The organism is Bradyrhizobium sp. 87 (genome assembly GCF_023073015.1).
GTDB classification, from domain to species: domain Bacteria; phylum Pseudomonadota; class Alphaproteobacteria; order Rhizobiales; family Xanthobacteraceae; genus Bradyrhizobium; species Bradyrhizobium canariense_D.
The window spans coordinates 685,331-701,073 of record NZ_JADPIQ010000048.1 but is presented as its reverse complement, the minus strand read 5'-3'; the positions used below and the strand labels follow the sequence as shown (position 1 = coordinate 701,073).

The 15,743-nt window shown below is 64.2% G+C and carries 17 protein-coding genes; 10 read left to right on the top strand and 7 right to left on the bottom strand.

Translation table 11 applies throughout. From position 1 onward, the window contains the following. Window positions 1-89 precede the first annotated feature (89 nt). From IVB50_RS12810 to IVB50_RS12780, 7 genes are all read right to left on the bottom strand, one after another. Window positions 90-803 (bottom strand): ABC transporter ATP-binding protein, encoded by a 714-nt coding sequence (locus tag IVB50_RS12810; protein ID WP_018456043.1) that lies wholly within the window; start codon window positions 801-803, stop codon window positions 90-92. Next, window positions 796-1,563, bottom strand: a complete 768-nt coding sequence (locus tag IVB50_RS12805) for an ABC transporter ATP-binding protein (protein ID WP_018456042.1) — start codon at window positions 1,561-1,563, stop codon at window positions 796-798. The genes IVB50_RS12810 and IVB50_RS12805 overlap by 8 nt, the downstream gene beginning before the upstream one ends. Continuing rightward, window positions 1,556-2,500 (bottom strand): branched-chain amino acid ABC transporter permease, encoded by a 945-nt coding sequence (locus tag IVB50_RS12800; RefSeq protein WP_018456041.1) that lies wholly within the window; start codon window positions 2,498-2,500, stop codon window positions 1,556-1,558. The genes IVB50_RS12805 and IVB50_RS12800 overlap by 8 nt, the downstream gene beginning before the upstream one ends. Continuing rightward, the gene (locus tag IVB50_RS12795) at window positions 2,497-3,414 is read right to left on the bottom strand and encodes a branched-chain amino acid ABC transporter permease (protein ID WP_007615745.1); all 918 of its coding nucleotides are present in this window, start codon (window positions 3,412-3,414) and stop codon (window positions 2,497-2,499) included. Before IVB50_RS12795 ends, IVB50_RS12800 begins: the two co-directional genes overlap by 4 nt. A 309-nt stretch (window positions 3,415-3,723) precedes the next feature. Then, window positions 3,724-3,942, bottom strand: coding sequence for a hypothetical protein (locus IVB50_RS12790; protein ID WP_026233073.1), 219 nt, complete (start codon window positions 3,940-3,942; stop codon window positions 3,724-3,726). A 1-nt stretch (window position 3,943) separates the two neighbouring features. Beyond that, window positions 3,944-4,603: an acyl-homoserine-lactone synthase gene (locus tag IVB50_RS12785; RefSeq protein WP_018456038.1), complete on the bottom strand. Its 660-nt coding sequence runs from the start codon at window positions 4,601-4,603 to the stop codon at window positions 3,944-3,946. Window positions 4,604-4,686: 83 nt separating this feature from the next. Next, window positions 4,687-5,415, bottom strand: coding sequence for a LuxR family transcriptional regulator (locus IVB50_RS12780; protein ID WP_018456037.1), 729 nt, complete (start codon window positions 5,413-5,415; stop codon window positions 4,687-4,689). A 167-nt stretch (window positions 5,416-5,582) separates the two neighbouring features. Here IVB50_RS12780 and IVB50_RS12775 point away from each other — a divergent pair, with 167 nt between their 5' ends. From IVB50_RS12775 to IVB50_RS12730, 10 genes are all read left to right on the top strand, one after another. Then, window positions 5,583-5,759 carry a hypothetical protein gene (locus IVB50_RS12775; RefSeq protein ID WP_018456036.1) on the top strand — a complete coding sequence of 59 codons (177 nt, stop codon included), beginning with the start codon at window positions 5,583-5,585 and terminating at the stop codon, window positions 5,757-5,759. 332 nt (window positions 5,760-6,091) lie between these two features. Further along, window positions 6,092-7,030, top strand: a complete 939-nt coding sequence (locus IVB50_RS12770; RefSeq protein WP_018456035.1) for a LysR family transcriptional regulator — start codon at window positions 6,092-6,094, stop codon at window positions 7,028-7,030. A gap of 143 nt (window positions 7,031-7,173) precedes the next feature. Continuing rightward, window positions 7,174-8,052: a shikimate dehydrogenase gene (locus tag IVB50_RS12765; RefSeq protein ID WP_018456034.1), complete on the top strand. Its 879-nt coding sequence runs from the start codon at window positions 7,174-7,176 to the stop codon at window positions 8,050-8,052. A 55-nt stretch (window positions 8,053-8,107) separates the two neighbouring features. Further along, complete coding sequence (locus tag IVB50_RS12760) at window positions 8,108-9,238, top strand: ABC transporter substrate-binding protein (protein ID WP_018456033.1); 1,131 nt, start codon at window positions 8,108-8,110, stop codon at window positions 9,236-9,238. Window positions 9,239-9,335: 97 nt separating this feature from the next. After that, window positions 9,336-10,211: a branched-chain amino acid ABC transporter permease gene (locus IVB50_RS12755; protein WP_018456032.1), complete on the top strand. Its 876-nt coding sequence runs from the start codon at window positions 9,336-9,338 to the stop codon at window positions 10,209-10,211. After that, window positions 10,208-11,206: a branched-chain amino acid ABC transporter permease gene (locus tag IVB50_RS12750; protein ID WP_018456031.1), complete on the top strand. Its 999-nt coding sequence runs from the start codon at window positions 10,208-10,210 to the stop codon at window positions 11,204-11,206. Before IVB50_RS12755 ends, IVB50_RS12750 begins: the two co-directional genes overlap by 4 nt. Further along, entirely contained in the window at window positions 11,203-11,946 is a 744-nt protein-coding gene (locus IVB50_RS12745) for an ABC transporter ATP-binding protein (protein WP_247295957.1), read from the top strand. The genes IVB50_RS12750 and IVB50_RS12745 overlap by 4 nt, the downstream gene beginning before the upstream one ends. Before the next feature lie 10 nt (window positions 11,947-11,956). Continuing rightward, the gene (locus IVB50_RS12740; protein WP_018456029.1) at window positions 11,957-12,694 is read left to right on the top strand and encodes an ABC transporter ATP-binding protein; all 738 of its coding nucleotides are present in this window, start codon (window positions 11,957-11,959) and stop codon (window positions 12,692-12,694) included. Next, window positions 12,691-13,749 carry a Gfo/Idh/MocA family oxidoreductase gene (locus IVB50_RS12735; RefSeq protein ID WP_018456028.1) on the top strand — a complete coding sequence of 353 codons (1,059 nt, stop codon included), beginning with the start codon at window positions 12,691-12,693 and terminating at the stop codon, window positions 13,747-13,749. The genes IVB50_RS12740 and IVB50_RS12735 overlap by 4 nt, the downstream gene beginning before the upstream one ends. Further along, complete coding sequence (locus IVB50_RS12730; protein WP_018456027.1) at window positions 13,746-15,617, top strand: sugar phosphate isomerase/epimerase and 4-hydroxyphenylpyruvate domain-containing protein; 1,872 nt, start codon at window positions 13,746-13,748, stop codon at window positions 15,615-15,617. Before IVB50_RS12735 ends, IVB50_RS12730 begins: the two co-directional genes overlap by 4 nt. The last annotated feature ends 126 nt before the right edge of the window (window positions 15,618-15,743 follow it).

Genomic DNA, 15,743 nt, shown 5'->3' with positions numbered 1-15,743 from the left:
TCTTCGCCAAACTGAATTCGGTGGCTATGGGTCCTGGCTTTCGCCAGGACGATAACGTATGAGCGGCGCCCAGCATCGCGCCCTCACCCTCAAATCCCTAGATATTTGTGCTGCAGATCCGGCTCAGCCAACAGCTCGTCCGAGGTGCCGCTCCATACCGTCTTGCCGCGCTCGATGATGGTGTGGCGGTCGCAGATGCGGGCGAGGTGGTCGACGTTCTTGTCGACGACCAGGATCGACTGTCCCCGGCTCTTGAGCAGCGACAGGCAGCTCCAGATCTCTTCGCGGATCAGAGGCGCCAGGCCTTCGGTCGCTTCATCCAGGATGAGCAGCTTCGGGTTGGTCATCAGCGCGCGGCCGATGGCGAGCATCTGCTGCTCGCCGCCGGAGAGCTGGTTGCCCATATTGGAAGCGCGCTCGGCCAGGCGAGGAAACATCACGTAGATCGCCGCCAGCGTCCAGGGATTGCTGCTGCCGAAACGATCGGCCGCTGCCGCGACAAGGTTTTCGCGCACGGTGAGGTTCGGGAAGATCTGCCGCCCCTCGGGGACGAGGCCGACACCGAGTTGCGCGATCCTGTAGGACGGCTGCGTCCGCACTTCCGAGCCCGCAAAGCGGATGCTGCCGGCGCGCGCCGGCGTCAGGCCCATGATGGATCGGATGGTCGTGGTTTTGCCCATGCCGTTGCGACCCATCAGCGAGACCATCTCGCCTGATTTGACCGACAGGGACAAGCCGAACAGCACCTGGGACAGGCCGTAGCAGGTCTCGATGCCGTCGACCTCGAGCAGCGTGTCATCCATGGTGCGTCACCACATGGGCCTCGCCGAGATAGGCGCGCTTGACGTCCTCGTTCGCCCGAATCGCGGCCGGATCGCCGGAGGCGATGACGCGGCCATAGACCAGCACGGAGATGCGGTCGGCGAGCGCAAACACCGCCGGCATGTCGTGTTCGACCAGGACGATCGAGACCTCCTTGCGCAGCTCCTGGAGCAGCTGCACCATGCGCTGGGATTCGGTGACGCCGAGTCCCGCCATCGGCTCGTCGAGCAGCAAAAGTTTCGGCTTGCTTGCCAGCGCAACCGCCAGCTCGATCTGGCGACGCTCGCCATGGCTGAGCCTGGACACCAGGACATCGGCACGATGGACGAGACCGACGCGATCGAGCGCGGCATGCGCGGCATCGCGCAGGCCCTTCTCCTTGCGTGCATCGGCGAAGAAGCGGAACGAGGTGCCGGCATGCGCTTGCGCCGCGAGCGCGACATTGTCGGCGGCGGTGAAATCGAGCAGCAGCGAGGTGATCTGGAAAGAACGTGCCAGGCCCAGCGCGCAGCGGCGATAGGCCGGCAGATAGGTGATGTCGCGCCCCGCCAGCGAGACGCTGCCGGAATGCGGCTCCAGATGCCCTGTGAGCTGGCTGATCAGCGTGGTCTTGCCGGCGCCGTTCGGGCCGATGATGGCGTGCAGCTCGCCTGCCGCAACGTCGAGCGAGACGTTGTCCGTCGCAATGATGCCGCCGAAGCGGCGCACCAGCCTGTCGACGCGGAGCAGCGGCTCAGCCACGATTGAGCCTCCCGAGCAGGCCCATGATGCCGCCGCGGCCGAACAGCACGATCAGCAGCAGCAGCGGACCCATGATCAGCGCCCAGTATTCGGTGAGCTGCGACAAGAACTCTTCCAGCAACAAATACACCACCGCGCCGATGACCGGACCGAACAGCGTGCCCATGCCCCCGAGGATCACCATCACCATGAGGTCGCCGGAACGGGTCCAGTACATCGCGGCCGGGCTGACGAAATCGGTGTTGTTGGCGAGCAGCGCGCCGGCGAGGCCGCACATCATGCCCGAGATGACGAAGCAGACCAGCTGGTAGCGTTTCGAGGGAAAGCCGATCGCCTGCATGCGCTGCTCGTTGGAGCGCAGGCCCTGCAGGACGAGGCCAAAGCGCGAATTGACGATGCGCCAGATCAGGAAGACCACGCCGAACAGGCAGGCGAGGCAGAGATAATAGAATTGCGTGCGGTTCGACAGATTAATCAGCCCGGAGAAGTCGCTGCGCTTGTAGACGGTGAGGCCGTCATCGCCGCCATAACGCGCCAGCCCCGAGGCGACGTAATAGGCCATCTGCGCGAACGCCAGCGTGATCATGATGAAATAGACGCCGCGGGTGCGCAAAGACAGCGCGCCGATCACCAACGCATAAAGCGCGGAGGCCGCAAGCGCGACCGGAAACTGGATGAAGCCCGAGCCCACGCCTTCCTGCGCCAGCATGCCGACCGCATAGCCGCCGATGCCGAGATAGGCGGCGTGGCCAAAACTCATCATGCCGCCAAAACCCATGATGAGGTTGAGGCTCGCGGCCGCCAGGGCCAGGATGACGATGCGGGTGAGCAGCGTCAGGATGAAGATGTTGCCGGATGCTTGCGAATAGAGCGGCAGCAGCACGAGACCCGTCAGCAGCAGGACCGTGACGACCTTGCTCACAGTGAAAGCCTTCATCGGCGGTTGGCCGGAAACAGCCCCTCCGGACGCACCACCAGCACGATAGCCATCAGCAGATAGATCAGCATGGAGGACAGCGCGGGCGCGGCGGTGGAGGCCGCGGCGCCGCTCAGCACCTGCCGCAGCAGATTGGGCAGGAAGGCGCGGCCGAGGGTGTCGATCATGCCGACGAAGATCGCGGCCAGGAACGCGCCGCGGATCGAACCGATACCGCCGATCACGATGATGACGAAGGCGAGGATCAGAATGTTCTCGCCCATGCCGATCTGCACGGTGAGGATCGGCGCCTGCATCAAGCCGGCAAGGCCCGCGAGCGCGGCACCGAGACCGAACACCAGGGTGTAGAGCAGCTTGATGTTGATGCCGAGCGCACCGATCATCTCGCGATTGGAGGCGCCGGCCCGGATCAGCATGCCGATGCGGGTGCGCATCACGCCGAGATAGAGCAGCAGCGCAACCAGCAGCGCCACGACGATGATGGCGAGGCGATAAGCGGGATAGTGAATGCCCGGCAGGATCGGCACCGGCACGGTGAGCCAGGCCGGCAGCGGCAGCGCAAGGCCGGCCGGCCCCCAGATCAGCCGCACGGCCTCGTTGAAGAACAGGATCAGGCCGAAGGTCGCGAGCACGTGGTCAAGATGGTCTCGTCCGTAGAGATGCCGCAGCGCGGTCATCTCGAGCACGATGCCGAGCACGAGCGTCGCGCCGAGCGCCAATAGCGCACCGAGCAGGAAGCTGCCGGTCCAGGCTGCGAAGGTCGCGGCGAAATAGGCGCCCATCATGTACAGCGAGCCGTGCGCGAGGTTGACGAGATCCATGATCCCGAACACCAGCGTCAGGCCGGCGGCGAGCAGGAACAGCAGCAGGCCAAACTGCAATCCGTTCAAGAACTGTTCGACGACGAGCAGCATCAAAACTCTTTCAGGCGCACGCAGGTTCGCGCCGATGTTCGAACACGGTCGCCATCAGTGAAAGAGCTCCCCCTGCCTGGACAAGGCGGAAAAATGGGTAATGGCAGTATCGTTCCGAGGCAAGAGCGATTCGACACCCAACATGCACTTTGTTGCATGCCGATGCATCCGATCGGTCCTGGCCCTGCAATCGGTCTTGCAAGAAGACTGCCGCGCAGGATGGGTCAACCTGCCGCACCCAAACGGATCACCCTCCCTCCGTTGCGGGAGAGAGGGTGTGAATTCGTCGCAACGTGTGGATGGAGACGCCTAGTGCGACGTCATCTGCCGGCGAAGGTCATCCGGCTCGGCAAGCACGCTGTTGGCCGTCGAGGCCTCCAGCGCCGCCATCCGGAACAGATAGGCGAGCGTCGCCAATCCGGTGTCTTCCGCCATCTGCGCGAGTTCGAGCGCCATGTCGGACATGTAGCCCAGATTTTCGTCCTTGATCTGCGCCATGATCTGGCTGTCCCGCATCATGTTCGACATCTCAGGCGCTCTTTCGTTGCGCGGCAGCGAGGCCGCAGAGGTTGGCAAGGGCGATGCAATTGATACGCGGACCGTCCTGTTGGACGATGGAAGGCACGCCGATGCGATCATGCAGGGCATCGAGCGTCTCGCGGAGAATGTCGATCGTCGCCGCCATGGTCCATGCGTTCTCCACCAGTGCCGGCAGACCGAGCGGGGTCACGACGAAGCCGGCCTCATGAAAGCGCGGCAACCACCAGGTTTCCATGATCGCGCTGACCTGCGCGATCCCCTGACCGAGGCAGAACTCCTGCACGGCCGCCATCAGTTGCAGGTTGAGCGCGCCGTCGCGGCGATCGCGCACGACGAAGTAGCGCGACCATTCCCAGACCAGAGGATCCACCGGGTAGCCGCGCACCGCTGCCAGATGGGGAAAGACCTCGCTCATCATCGAAGGCTTGGTGGTCGGGTAGAGCCGGTGACCGCCGATGACGCGGCGTCCCTCCAGCGCAAGCAGATAAACGGTGTCCTCGTCGTCATAGGAATCGATTTCGCGGCAATCCGGCCTGCGCAGCGTCTCCCAGCGCCGCTCTTCGACGAAGATGTCGTGCCGCAGCCGAAAATGCTGATCGAGTACATCTTCGTAAAGGTGGCGATTTACTGCAGAAATGGCGTGAATCATGAAAACCCCCATTCATCCTCAATGGAGGGCACCCTCTGCGAAAAGAGGATGGTTCGGTATTGGGAAATTTCCCAGTACGTCGCTTAGGGATTGATGATCTTGTTGCGAATCGCCAGTGCTACCGCATGCGTACGGTTGACGGCTCCGAGCTTGCGCCCGGCGGTTGCAAGATGCTCTTCGGCGGTGCGCTGCGTGATGTGCAGGATCTCGCCGATTTCCCAGGCCGATTTGCCCTGCGAGGCCCAGGCGATCACCTCGCGCTCGCGCGGGGTGAGGCGTGCCGAGGGATACGGCGCTGGATCGAGCAGACGGCGAATGTGGTCGAAGCCATACATCGCCATCAGGTGCAGTGCCGGCTTGCTGCGGGGATTGAGGTCGAGATGGACGCCCCCGAGCGACACCGCGGCCTCGTAGCCGGTGAGTCCGTGGATCGGCACAATGAAGCCGCGCGTCATGCGAAAATCGGTGGCGCGGTTCATCACCTCGGCCGCGTTCGGCTCGAGCTCCGCATCATAGGGTGCTTCCGACCATTCGAACGGGTTGACTGACTGGCGGCACAACCGCACCACCGGGTCGAAACGGTCGTAGTTATTTTCGGTGTAGAGACCAAACCAGCCCGCGGGCCAGCGCTTGGCGAGCACCATCTGTGCAAACTGTTGGTCGGGATTGGGCAACCCCGTCACGATGATAGTTTCAAAACCGAAGCGACCAAAGGCCGATTCGAGCGCATTCATGGCGTCGGGCACCTTGCGATAGGCCCCAAGCCCCTCGATGAAGTCGAGCGCTTCCCGGCCATAATCCACGGCGGACATCGGTGCGTTTCCTGACCCTCGCTGTGCGATATAGCACGTCTTGGGGCACTGCCTCAATTCGCGGATTCCGTAGTTTCCCGGTATCCCATTGACCCCGAAGGCTTAATCTACTTGTGGAAGAAGGGACGTCAAGATACACCTACAATGTCTGAAGCGGGGAAACCACGATGGAAGACGAGGACATCGCCCTCAACAGCGTGCTCGGCCTGGAACTCAACCGCGTATTTTTCGCCGTCCGCGAAACGGCAAACAAGCAGAAGATCATCGAGTTCGCACGCGGGGTGCTGCAAAGCGAGCGCAGCAAGCCGGCAGAGAGCGCCACGCCGGACGGACCGGCGAGCTAGCACGCAATTGCTGTGAGCGCACGAACGGTCCGTTCGGCGCCATGCCTTCCTCTGATCTGAACCGAACAACCGAACGCGAATGTTTCCTTCCTTCTCCCCTTGTGGGAGAAGTGGCATAGGCGGCCTTCGGCCGCCGTTCTTAAAACAAAACGCCGACGCTTCGCATCGGCTATGGCGCCGGATGAGGGGTTGTTTCCACGCGTTCAAATGCGCGAGGCTCGTGCGGGGAGAGAACCCCTCACCCGCCTCGCGCTATCGCGGCGATCCGCCCTCTCCCACAAGGGAAGAGGGAAAGGCAGCGCCGACCACGATTACCTTCGGATGCCCAGGACATGATGACGCTGCGCCAGGTTGAAGTGATCCGTGCCGTGATGGTGACGGGCACGATCGGCGGCGCGGCGAAGCTGCTGAACGTTTCGGCGCCGGGCATCAGCCGCCTGGTGAAATATACCGAGCGCTCGCTCGGCATCCGCTTCTTCCAGCGCCAGAACGGCCGCTATTTCCCGACGCCGGAAGCCGAGAACATCTTCGAGCAGATCAACGGCGTCTACAAGAAGGTCGACGACCTCTCCGAGATCATCTCCAAGATCGGGCGCGGCGGATTGTCGGAATTGCGCATCGGCTCGGTGCCGAGCATTTCGCAAGTCATGGTGCCGCGCGCGATCGAGCGGGTCCGGCGGCGCTATCCGGATTTGGGCATCGACATCAACATCCTCAAGCTCGAGGAAGCCATCGACTATCTCATGCTCGGCCGCGGCGAGTGCGTGGCGATGAGCTATCGCCTGGAGCATTCCGGGCTCGACTTCATGCCGCTCGCCTCGGGCGAGCTCTATTGCATCGTGCCGCCGGGCCACGAGCTCGCCGGCCGCAAGCAGGTCTCCGCCGCCGAGATCACGCGCTATCCGCTGATCGGCATCGATCCCAATGATCCCTACGGGCGGATCATGGCCGAGATCTTCGCGCGCCACCGCCTCGAGTACAACATCACCATCCGCGCCCGCTTCGGCACCACGGTCTGCGCGCTGGTGAAGGCGGGGCTCGGCATCGCCATCATCGACCAGTTCACGGTGGCCCATGGGGGCTATCCCGGCATCGAGCTGATCAAGATCACCGAGCCGACGCGATTCGACACCTATATCGCGGTGAAGCGCGGCGCGCCGCTGTCGCTTCATGTCGAGTATTTCATCGAGTCCCTGCGCGCGGAGATGCGCGCGGTCGAGCCGTCGCGGGGCAAAGGCAGGGCCGCGCCGCCACGGGCGCGGAAGAGATAACATTATGTTAGGTTTGCAGCACAAAAGGGTAATTGTGTTAGGCCGAGGAAAGGCTATCGTTCCTGGGGGAAGCCCCTTGGAATTGGGCGGATCTCCCCGCTAAAGGCCGGGATCAAACGCTCCCAACGAGACGATAGCGAACCATGTCAAAGCGCGGACCCGCCGCACCCAAAAAGCTCCTGACCGGCCTGATCGGCGCACCCATCGCGCATTCTGCCTCCCCTGCCATGCATGAGCGCGCCGCGGAGGGGCTTGGGCTGCGCGGCCATTACCAGCTCATCGAGGTCGCCGGCGCCGACGCGGGCGGGCTCCGCATGATGCTCGAGGGCGTGCGGCGGCTCGGCTTTGCCGGCGTCAACGTCACTTTTCCCTACAAGGAGGCGGTGGTCCCGCTGCTCGATGAACTGGCACCGGGTGCCGCCGCCATGGGGGCGGTCAACACCGTCGTCGTCAGGAACGGCCGGCTGATCGGCCACAACACCGACACGACGGGCTTTGCGCGCGCCGTCGCGCCGCTGCTGGCGGCCTCTGGAAACGCAGTCGCCGTGATCGGCACCGGCGGCGTCGGCAAGGCGATCGCGTTTGCCCTGGCGAGCCTTGACGTGACCGACATCCGTATCTTCGACAGCGAGCCGGCACGCGCCGAAAAACTCGCCGCGCTGCTCGACAAACAGGGTGGCGCCAGGGTCGCCGCAAGCGTCGAGGCCGCGCTCGACGGCGCAACGGGCCTCGTCAACGGCACGCCGGTCGGCATGCTGCCGAACCGGGAAACGCCGGTCGCGCCGACGCTGCTACGTCAAAACCTGTGGGTCGCCGACGCCGTCTATTCGCCGCTGATCACGCCGCTGCTGGCGGCTGCCCAAGCCAAGGGCGCGCGGATCATGACCGGACGGGAGCTTGCGATCTACCAGGCCGCCGACGCTTTCGAACTGTTCACTGGCCTTGCCCCATCCACCGAGATCATGGGAGAGGCATTCGACGAGGTGATGGCGGCACGAAGCTCGGCCTATCACGCAGCGTAACCGAAACGGCCGGACACAAGGCCGCGGACACCATCACGAAACAGGAGGAGAAACCATGAAATCGACTTTGCTGGCGGGCGCCCTGCTTGCCTTCGCGACTGCAACCAGCGTGCACGCCCAGGCGATCAAGCTCGCCGACGTCGCCGAGCTTTCCGGGGGCGGCGCCACCGTCGGCACCAACTGGAAGAACGGCATCGACCTCGCGATCGAGGAGATCAACGCCAAGGGCGGCGTGCTCGGCCGCAAGCTCGAAGTCACTCATGCGGATTCGCAATCCAACCCGGGCGTCGCGCGCGCGCAGGTGCAGAAGGCGCTCGACGCCGAGCCCTATGTGCTGCTCGGACCCGGCTATTCCGGCTCGGTGAAGGTGACCGCGCCGCTGGCGGCCGAAGCCGGCATCGCGCAGATCATGGGTGGCGAAGCCGCCGAGCTGACGCAAGGCGGAAACAAATTCCTGTTCCGCACCTCGTTCGGCCAGCAATCCTCGATGCCGAAGGTCGCCAAATACATTCACGACGACATGAAGGCGAAGTCGGTCGCCGTGGTCTGGGTCAACAATGACTTTGGCCGCGGCGGCCGCGATGTCGTCGTCAAGGAGCTCGACCGTCTCGGCTCCAAGGTCGTCGCCGATCTCTCCACCGAGGCGGGCCAGGCCGATTTCGCCGCCGACGTCGGCAAGATCAAGGCCGCCAATCCCGACGCCGTATTCGTCTATTTGAACGAGGAAGAGAGCGCACGCATCCTCAAGGAGCTGAAGCGCCAGGGCGTCACCGCACCGCTGATGGGCGAGACCACGCTGATCGGCCAGAAGGTGATCGAGCTTGCGGGCGATGCCGCCAACGGCGCGCGCGGCCATGTCGGTCTCACCACCGACGCGCCGGTCGACCTGATCAAGGCGTTTCGCGACAAGTTCGCGAAGAAGTACAATTACGTGCCCGACCATAACGGGCTGAAAGGCTATCTCGCGGTCTACATGGTGAAGGCCACCACCGACAAGATGGGCAAGGTCGATTCCAAGGCGTTCGCCGACACCCTGCATGGCCTGACCATCAAGGCCGCCGACGAGCCGGGCATCTTGATGGACGTCACCTTCAGCGAGACCGGCGACATCGACCGCCAGAGCTTTCTGGTCGAGGTGGTCGAAGGCAAGCAAGTCGTGAAGCAGGTGCTGCCGAAGGTGAAGTGAGGTCTTGCCCTTCTGCCTCGCCCCGCCCTTCGCGGGGAGAGGGAGAAGGACGAGCGAGGAGAGCGGGGAGACAGAGCGCGAGCGCCGAGAGGGGAAAATGTCCAATCTGTTCGATCTTCTGGTCGCTGGACTTGCCACCGGCGCGATCTATGCGCTGGTCGCGGTCGGCTTCACGCTGCTGTGGCAGACCTCGCAGACCATCAATTTCGCACAAGGCGAGTTCGTGATGCTGCCGGCGTTCCTGATGCTGGCGGCGATGCATGCCGGCGCGCCGTTCTGGCTCGCGATCATCCTCGGCATCCTGCTTTCGATGCTCCTGCTCGGCCTCGCCTTCAAGATGCTGCTGGTGGATCCGATGTTGCGCCATGGCGTGCTGCCGCTCGCGATCGCGACCATGGCGCTCGCGATCGGTCTCAAGGAGGCCGTAAAGCAGTTCTTCAGCGCCGAAGCCTCACCCTTCCCCTCGATCGTGCCGACCGGCGACGTCTCCATCCTTGGCCATGCCGTCTCGCTGCAAAGCATCGGCGTCCTCGTCCTCGCCATCCTTGCCGTCTTCGGCTTGACTGCGCTTCTCAACCGCACCTCGCTCGGCCACCAGATGCAGGCGGCGGCGCAGAACCCGACGGTGGCGCGCATCATCGGCGTCCCGGTCGAGCGCATGATTCTCCTGACTTTCCTGATCAACGCGTTCCTGGTCGCTCTCGCCTCGCTGTTGATCACGCCGATCTACCTCGCGAAATTCACGTCGGGCGAGGTACTGGGCCAGGCCGCCTTCATCGCCGCGATCGTCGGCGGGTTCAACCAGGTGCGCGGCGCGATCGCAGGCGGCCTCCTGATCGGCGTGCTCGACAATCTCGCGGCCGCCTATGTTTCAACGCAGTACCGCGCCGCCGTGCCTATGATCTTCCTGATCGCCGTCATCCTGTTCCGACCGCAGGGCTTGCTCGGCCGTGCCGAGGAGCGCACCGTATGAGCGGCTTCGCCAAACCTCTCAAGATCGCGTTCGGCCTCATCGTGGTCGCTGCGCTGATCGTTGTCCCCATGAACTTCAACCGCTATGGCCTGTTCATCCTGAGCCAGTGGGCGGTGATGGCCATCGCCGCAATGGGCCTCAACCTCACACTCGGTTATGCCGGCCAGGTCTCGCTGGCGCAGGGCGCCTTCGTCGGCATCGGCGCTTACGCCGCGGCGATCATGACCACGCATGGCTGGCCGCTGCCGGCGGCGATCGTCGTCGCGATCGGCTTGAGCTTCGCGGTCGGCTGGGTGCTCGGCTATCCCGCGCTGCGGGTGCAGCATCACTACCTCGCCTTCGTCACGCTCGCCTTCTCCACGCTGGCCTTCCTGGTATTTCGCAACGAGAGCTGGCTCACCGGCGGCATCTACGGCATCTCCAATATTCCGCGTCCGCACATTTTCGGCATCGCGACCAACAAGCCGCTGCCGTTCTACTATGTCTGTCTCGGCTCGCTCGCTATCGTGTCGCTCGCGGTGTGGTGGCTGATCCGCTCGCCGTGGGGCCGCGCCTTCATGGCGCTGCGCGAAAACCCGCTGCGGGCGCAGTCGCTGGGCGTCGACACGCGGCGCTATACGCTGATGGCGTTCGCGATCGGCTCGGCGCTCGGCGGCGTCGCGGGGGCGCTCTATGCGCCGCTGACGCAATATATCGATCCCGTGCCGTTCAACCTGTCGCTCTCGCTCGACCTCCTGATGATGGTGATCGTCGGCGGCGCCGGATTCTTCCTGGGTCCGTTCCTCGGCGCGATGATCGCGGTGCTGTTGCCGGAGTGGCTGCGCTTCACCGAGGGCTATTATCTGATGCTCTACGCGATCGCGGTGATGGGGCTGCTGATCTGGTCGCCGACCGGCATTTTGGGAATCCTCGACCGCTATCTCGCCGAACGCCGCACCAAGGCGGCCTCCGCCCAGCGCGCCGTCGCAAAGTCCCGGCTGGAGACAGTGCAATGAGCGCGGTCCTCGAAGTCACCGACATCAAGAAGAATTTTGGCGGCATCAGCGCCGTCGGCGGCGTCTCTTTCGACGTCCGCGAGGGCGAGATCCTCGGCCTGATCGGCCCGAACGGCTGCGGCAAGTCGACCCTGTTCAACTGCATTCTCGGCCAGCTCACGCCGAGCGGCGGCGAGGTCAAGCTCGACGGCAAGGTCGTCACGGGCTTGCGACCCGCCGAGCTCAACAAGCTCGGGGTCAGCCGCACCTTCCAGCTCCTGCAGGTGTTCCCCAAACTCTCGGTGCGCGAGAACCTGATCCTCGCAGGCCAGGAGCACCAAGGCAGCATGGCCTCGCGCCTGGTCGGCCGCTCCGATGCCGAACTGACGGAGGCCGCCAACCAGATGATCGGCTTTTTCAAGCTCGATCATCTCGCCGACGAGCCGGCCGGCGGGCTCTCCTACGGCCAGCAAAAACTGCTCGACGCCGCCATGGCCTTCATGGGCGGACCGCGCCTGGTGCTGCTCGACGAGCCAGCCGGCGGCGTCAACCCGTCGATGTTGACGGATCTGAAGGAGCGGCTGGTGGCGATCAACCGCGAGAAGAACGCCACCTTCGTCGTGATCGAGCACAACATGGAATTCGTGATGTCGCTGTGTTCCCGCGTGATGGTGATGGCGGAGGGCAAGGTGCTGGCGATGGGACGACCGGACGAGGTGCGAAAGAACCCCGCCGTGATCGAAGCCTATCTCGGACATTGAGGAACCAGCCATGAGCGATCCGATCCTCTCGGTTCACAATCTCGTCGGCGGCTACGGCAAGATGACGATCCTGAACGGCACCACTTTCGCCGTGCCGCAGGCCACCATCACCACCATCATCGGCCCGAACGGCGCCGGCAAGTCCACCGTGTTCAAGGCGATCTTCGGCCTGCTCAAGCTGCGTGAGGGCAAGATCAACTTCGCCGGCCGCGACGTCACCCATTTGAGCCAGCGCGCGCTGCTCAATGCCGGCATCTGCTACGTGCCGCAGGGCCGCAACATCTTTCCCGAGCTGTCGGTGCGCCACAATATCGAGCTCGGAGGCGTTTCGGCGGGCAAGGGCATCGACCTGCAGAGCCGGATCGAGGCCGCGCTCGACCTGTTCCCGGCGCTGCGGCGGAAATCGACGCAGCAGGCCTCCACGCTATCCGGCGGCGAGCAGAAACAGCTCGAAATCGCCCGCTCGCTGCTGCTCGAACCGAAGCTCGTTCTGATCGACGAGCCCTCAATCGGCCTGTCGCCACTGATGGTGCAGCAGACTTTCGACATCCTGAAGAGCTTGCGCGACCGCGGTGTCACCATTCTGATGATCGAGCAGAACGCCCGCTCGGCGCTGGAGATTTCCGACATCGGGATCGTGCTCGAGCTCGGCCAGACCCGCATGGTCGACAAGGCGGAGCGCATCTTGAACGACCCGCGGATCGGCCAGCTCTTCCTCGGCGGCGCCATGGAGGAGAGCGCAGCATGAGCGCGCCAAGGCGCATCGCCGTTGCCGGCGCCGGCCTGATCGGCCGCCGCCATATCGAATTGATCAACGCTTCACCAGACTGCGTGCTGGCGGGCATCGCCGACCCTTCGCCTGCCGCAAAAGAGTTCGCGCAGACGCGCACCACACCCTGGCATTCGGATCACCGCACGTTGCTGGCGCAGGAAAAGCCTGATGGCCTGATCATCGCCTCACCGAACGCGCTGCACTTCCAGATGGTGCTCGACTGTGCCCAAGCCGGCGTGCCCGCGCTGATCGAGAAGCCGGTGACCGATACGGTCGCGGCCGCGCAGCGCCTGTGCGCGGCGATCAGGCGGACCGGCGTGCCGATGCTAGTCGGCCATCACCGCCGGCACAATCCGATCATCAAGGCCGCACGCGAGACGGTGGCGACCGGCAAACTCGGCCAACTCACGGCTGTGGTCGGACTGTGGCTCCTGAAGAAGCCCGACGATTACTTTGATGTGGCGTGGCGGCGCGAGCATGGGGGCGGCCCGCTGCTCATCAACCTGATCCACGACATCGACAATCTCCGATTCATCTGCGGCGAGATCACCGAGGTGCAGGCGTTGACGTCGAACAAGGTTCGCGGTTTCGCCGTCGAGGACACCGCCGCGTTGCTGCTGCGCTTCGCCAACGGCGCACTGGGAACGGCGACCGTGTCGGACGCAACGCCGGCGCCATGGAGCTGGGAGCTGACCTCGGGCGAGAACACTGCGTACCCGAAGCGGGATCAGCCCTGTTACATCCTCTCCGGCACCGCGGGCTCGCTGTCCGTGCCGAATATGGAGCTTTGGTCCTACGCGCGAGAGCCCGGCTGGCACGCGCCGCTGTCGCGCGAGACCATCACGCCGCCGGCATTCGATCCATTGGCCGAGCAGCTCCGGCATTTCCTCGCCGTGATCGCGGGCCATGAACAACCACTGATCGCGGTCGAAGACGCAATGGGCACACTTGCGGTCGTCGAAGCCGTCAGCGAAGCGGCACGCACGGGCCAGAAGATATCGCCGGGCCAAATCATGGAGCAGGCAGCATGACCAAACGCTCGATCGCAACGGTCTCACTCTCCGGCGCTCTCGACGAAAAGCTCCGCGCCATCGCATCCGCCGGATTCGACGCGGTCGAGATTTTCGAGAACGATCTGCTGTCGTTCGGCGCAGGTCCGCGCGACATCGCAAAGCTCTGCGGGGACCTCAATCTCGAGATCTGTGCGTTTCAGCCGTTCCGCGATTTCGAAGGCATGCCGGAGCCGCAGCGTTCGCGAAACTTTGCCCGCGCCGAACGCAAGTTCGACCTGATGCAGGAGCTCGGCACCGATCTGCTGCTGATCTGCTCCAACGTGTCGCCGGCCGCGCTCGGCGGCATCGACCGCGCCGCGGATGATTTTCGCGAGCTTGGCGAGCGCGCGGCCAAACGGTCTTTGCGCGTCGGCTACGAGGCATTGGCCTGGGGACGCCACGTCAACGATTACCGCGATGCCTGGGAGATCGTGCGGCGCGCCGATCACCCCGCGATCGGTGTCATCCTCGACAGCTTTCACGCACTGGCCCCCGGCTTTCCGGTCCGCGCGATGCCCTCGATCCCCGGCGACAAGATCTTCCTGGTCCAGCTTGCAGATGCGCCGAAGCTCGAGCTCGACATCTTGTCGTGGAGCCGGCACTTCCGCTCCTTCCCCGGCCAGGGCGACCTGCCGGTCGGCGAGTTCATGGCGGCGATCGCGGCGACCGGCTATGCCGGGCCGCTGTCGCTGGAGATCTTCAACGACCAATTCCGTGCCGGCTCGGCCGTGCAGACCGCGGTCGACGGCCTGCGTTCGCTGATCCTGCTGGAGGACCAGCTTGCACCGGATTGGCCAAAGCTCATCGGCGAACCCTTGGCGCCCAAGCCCAAAAGTCGCGGCACGGGATTCATCGAGTTTGCCGTCAACGAGACCAAGGCCGGCGAACTCGCCCGCCTGCTCGCGCAGCTCGGTTTCCGCAAGACCGGCAAGCATCGCAGCAAGGCGGTGGAGCGCTGGTCGCAAGGCAAGGTCGAGCTCGTCGTCAACTCCGAGACCGACGGCTTTGCGCATTCGCACTACGTGACGCATGGCCCCGGCGTCTGCGCCATCGCGCTCGATATCGACAATGCCGGCCTCGTTATGCAGCGCGCCGAAACACTGAAAGCGCGCACCTTCTATCAGCCGGTCGGGCCGGGCGAGCTCGAGATTCCCGCGATCCACGGCGTCGGCGGCAGCCTGCTTTACTTCCTGGACCAGGCCGGCAAGAACTGGGACACGGATTTCGAACAGGTACCGAGCGACGCTCGCGCGGACGCCCTGCTGGCCGTCGATCACATCGCGCAGTCGATGCCCTATGACGAGATGCTGTCGTGGCTGCTGTTCTACACCGGCATCCTCGACCTCAAGCGGCTGCCGCAGATGGAGATCGCCGATCCCAGGGGCCTCGTGCAAAGCCAGGCCGTCATCAACGGCGACCAGAGCCTGCGCTTCGTGCTCAACGGCTCATCCGCCAACCGCACGCTGCCGGCCCGCTTCATCTCGGAGTTTTTCGGCTCGGGCGTGCAGCACGTCGCATTTACGTGCCGGGATATCTTTGCGGCAGTCGCGGAGATGCGCAAGCGCGGCGCGGATTTCCTGGATATCCCGGATAATTACTACGACGACGTCGAAGCCAAATACGACCTCGCACCCGAGCTGATGAGGCAGCTGCGCGCCAACCACATTCTCTACGACCGCGAGGGCGACGGAGAGTTTTTCCAGGTCTACACCCACATCTTCGACGAGCGGTTTTTCTTCGAGATCGTGGAGCGGCGGGATTATCAGGGCTTCGGCGCGGCCAATGCCGGGATCAGGCTTGCCGCGCAAGCGCGCGAGGTGCGGCCCGCGAGCATGCCGCGCGTGTAGCTTACTTTCCCTCTCTCCTTGTGGGAGAGGGTGGCTCGCCGCAAAGCGGCGAGACGGGTGAGGGGTTCTCTCCGCGAGACCTTACTTTTGAATACGCGGAAACAAACCCCTCATCCGGCGCTTCGC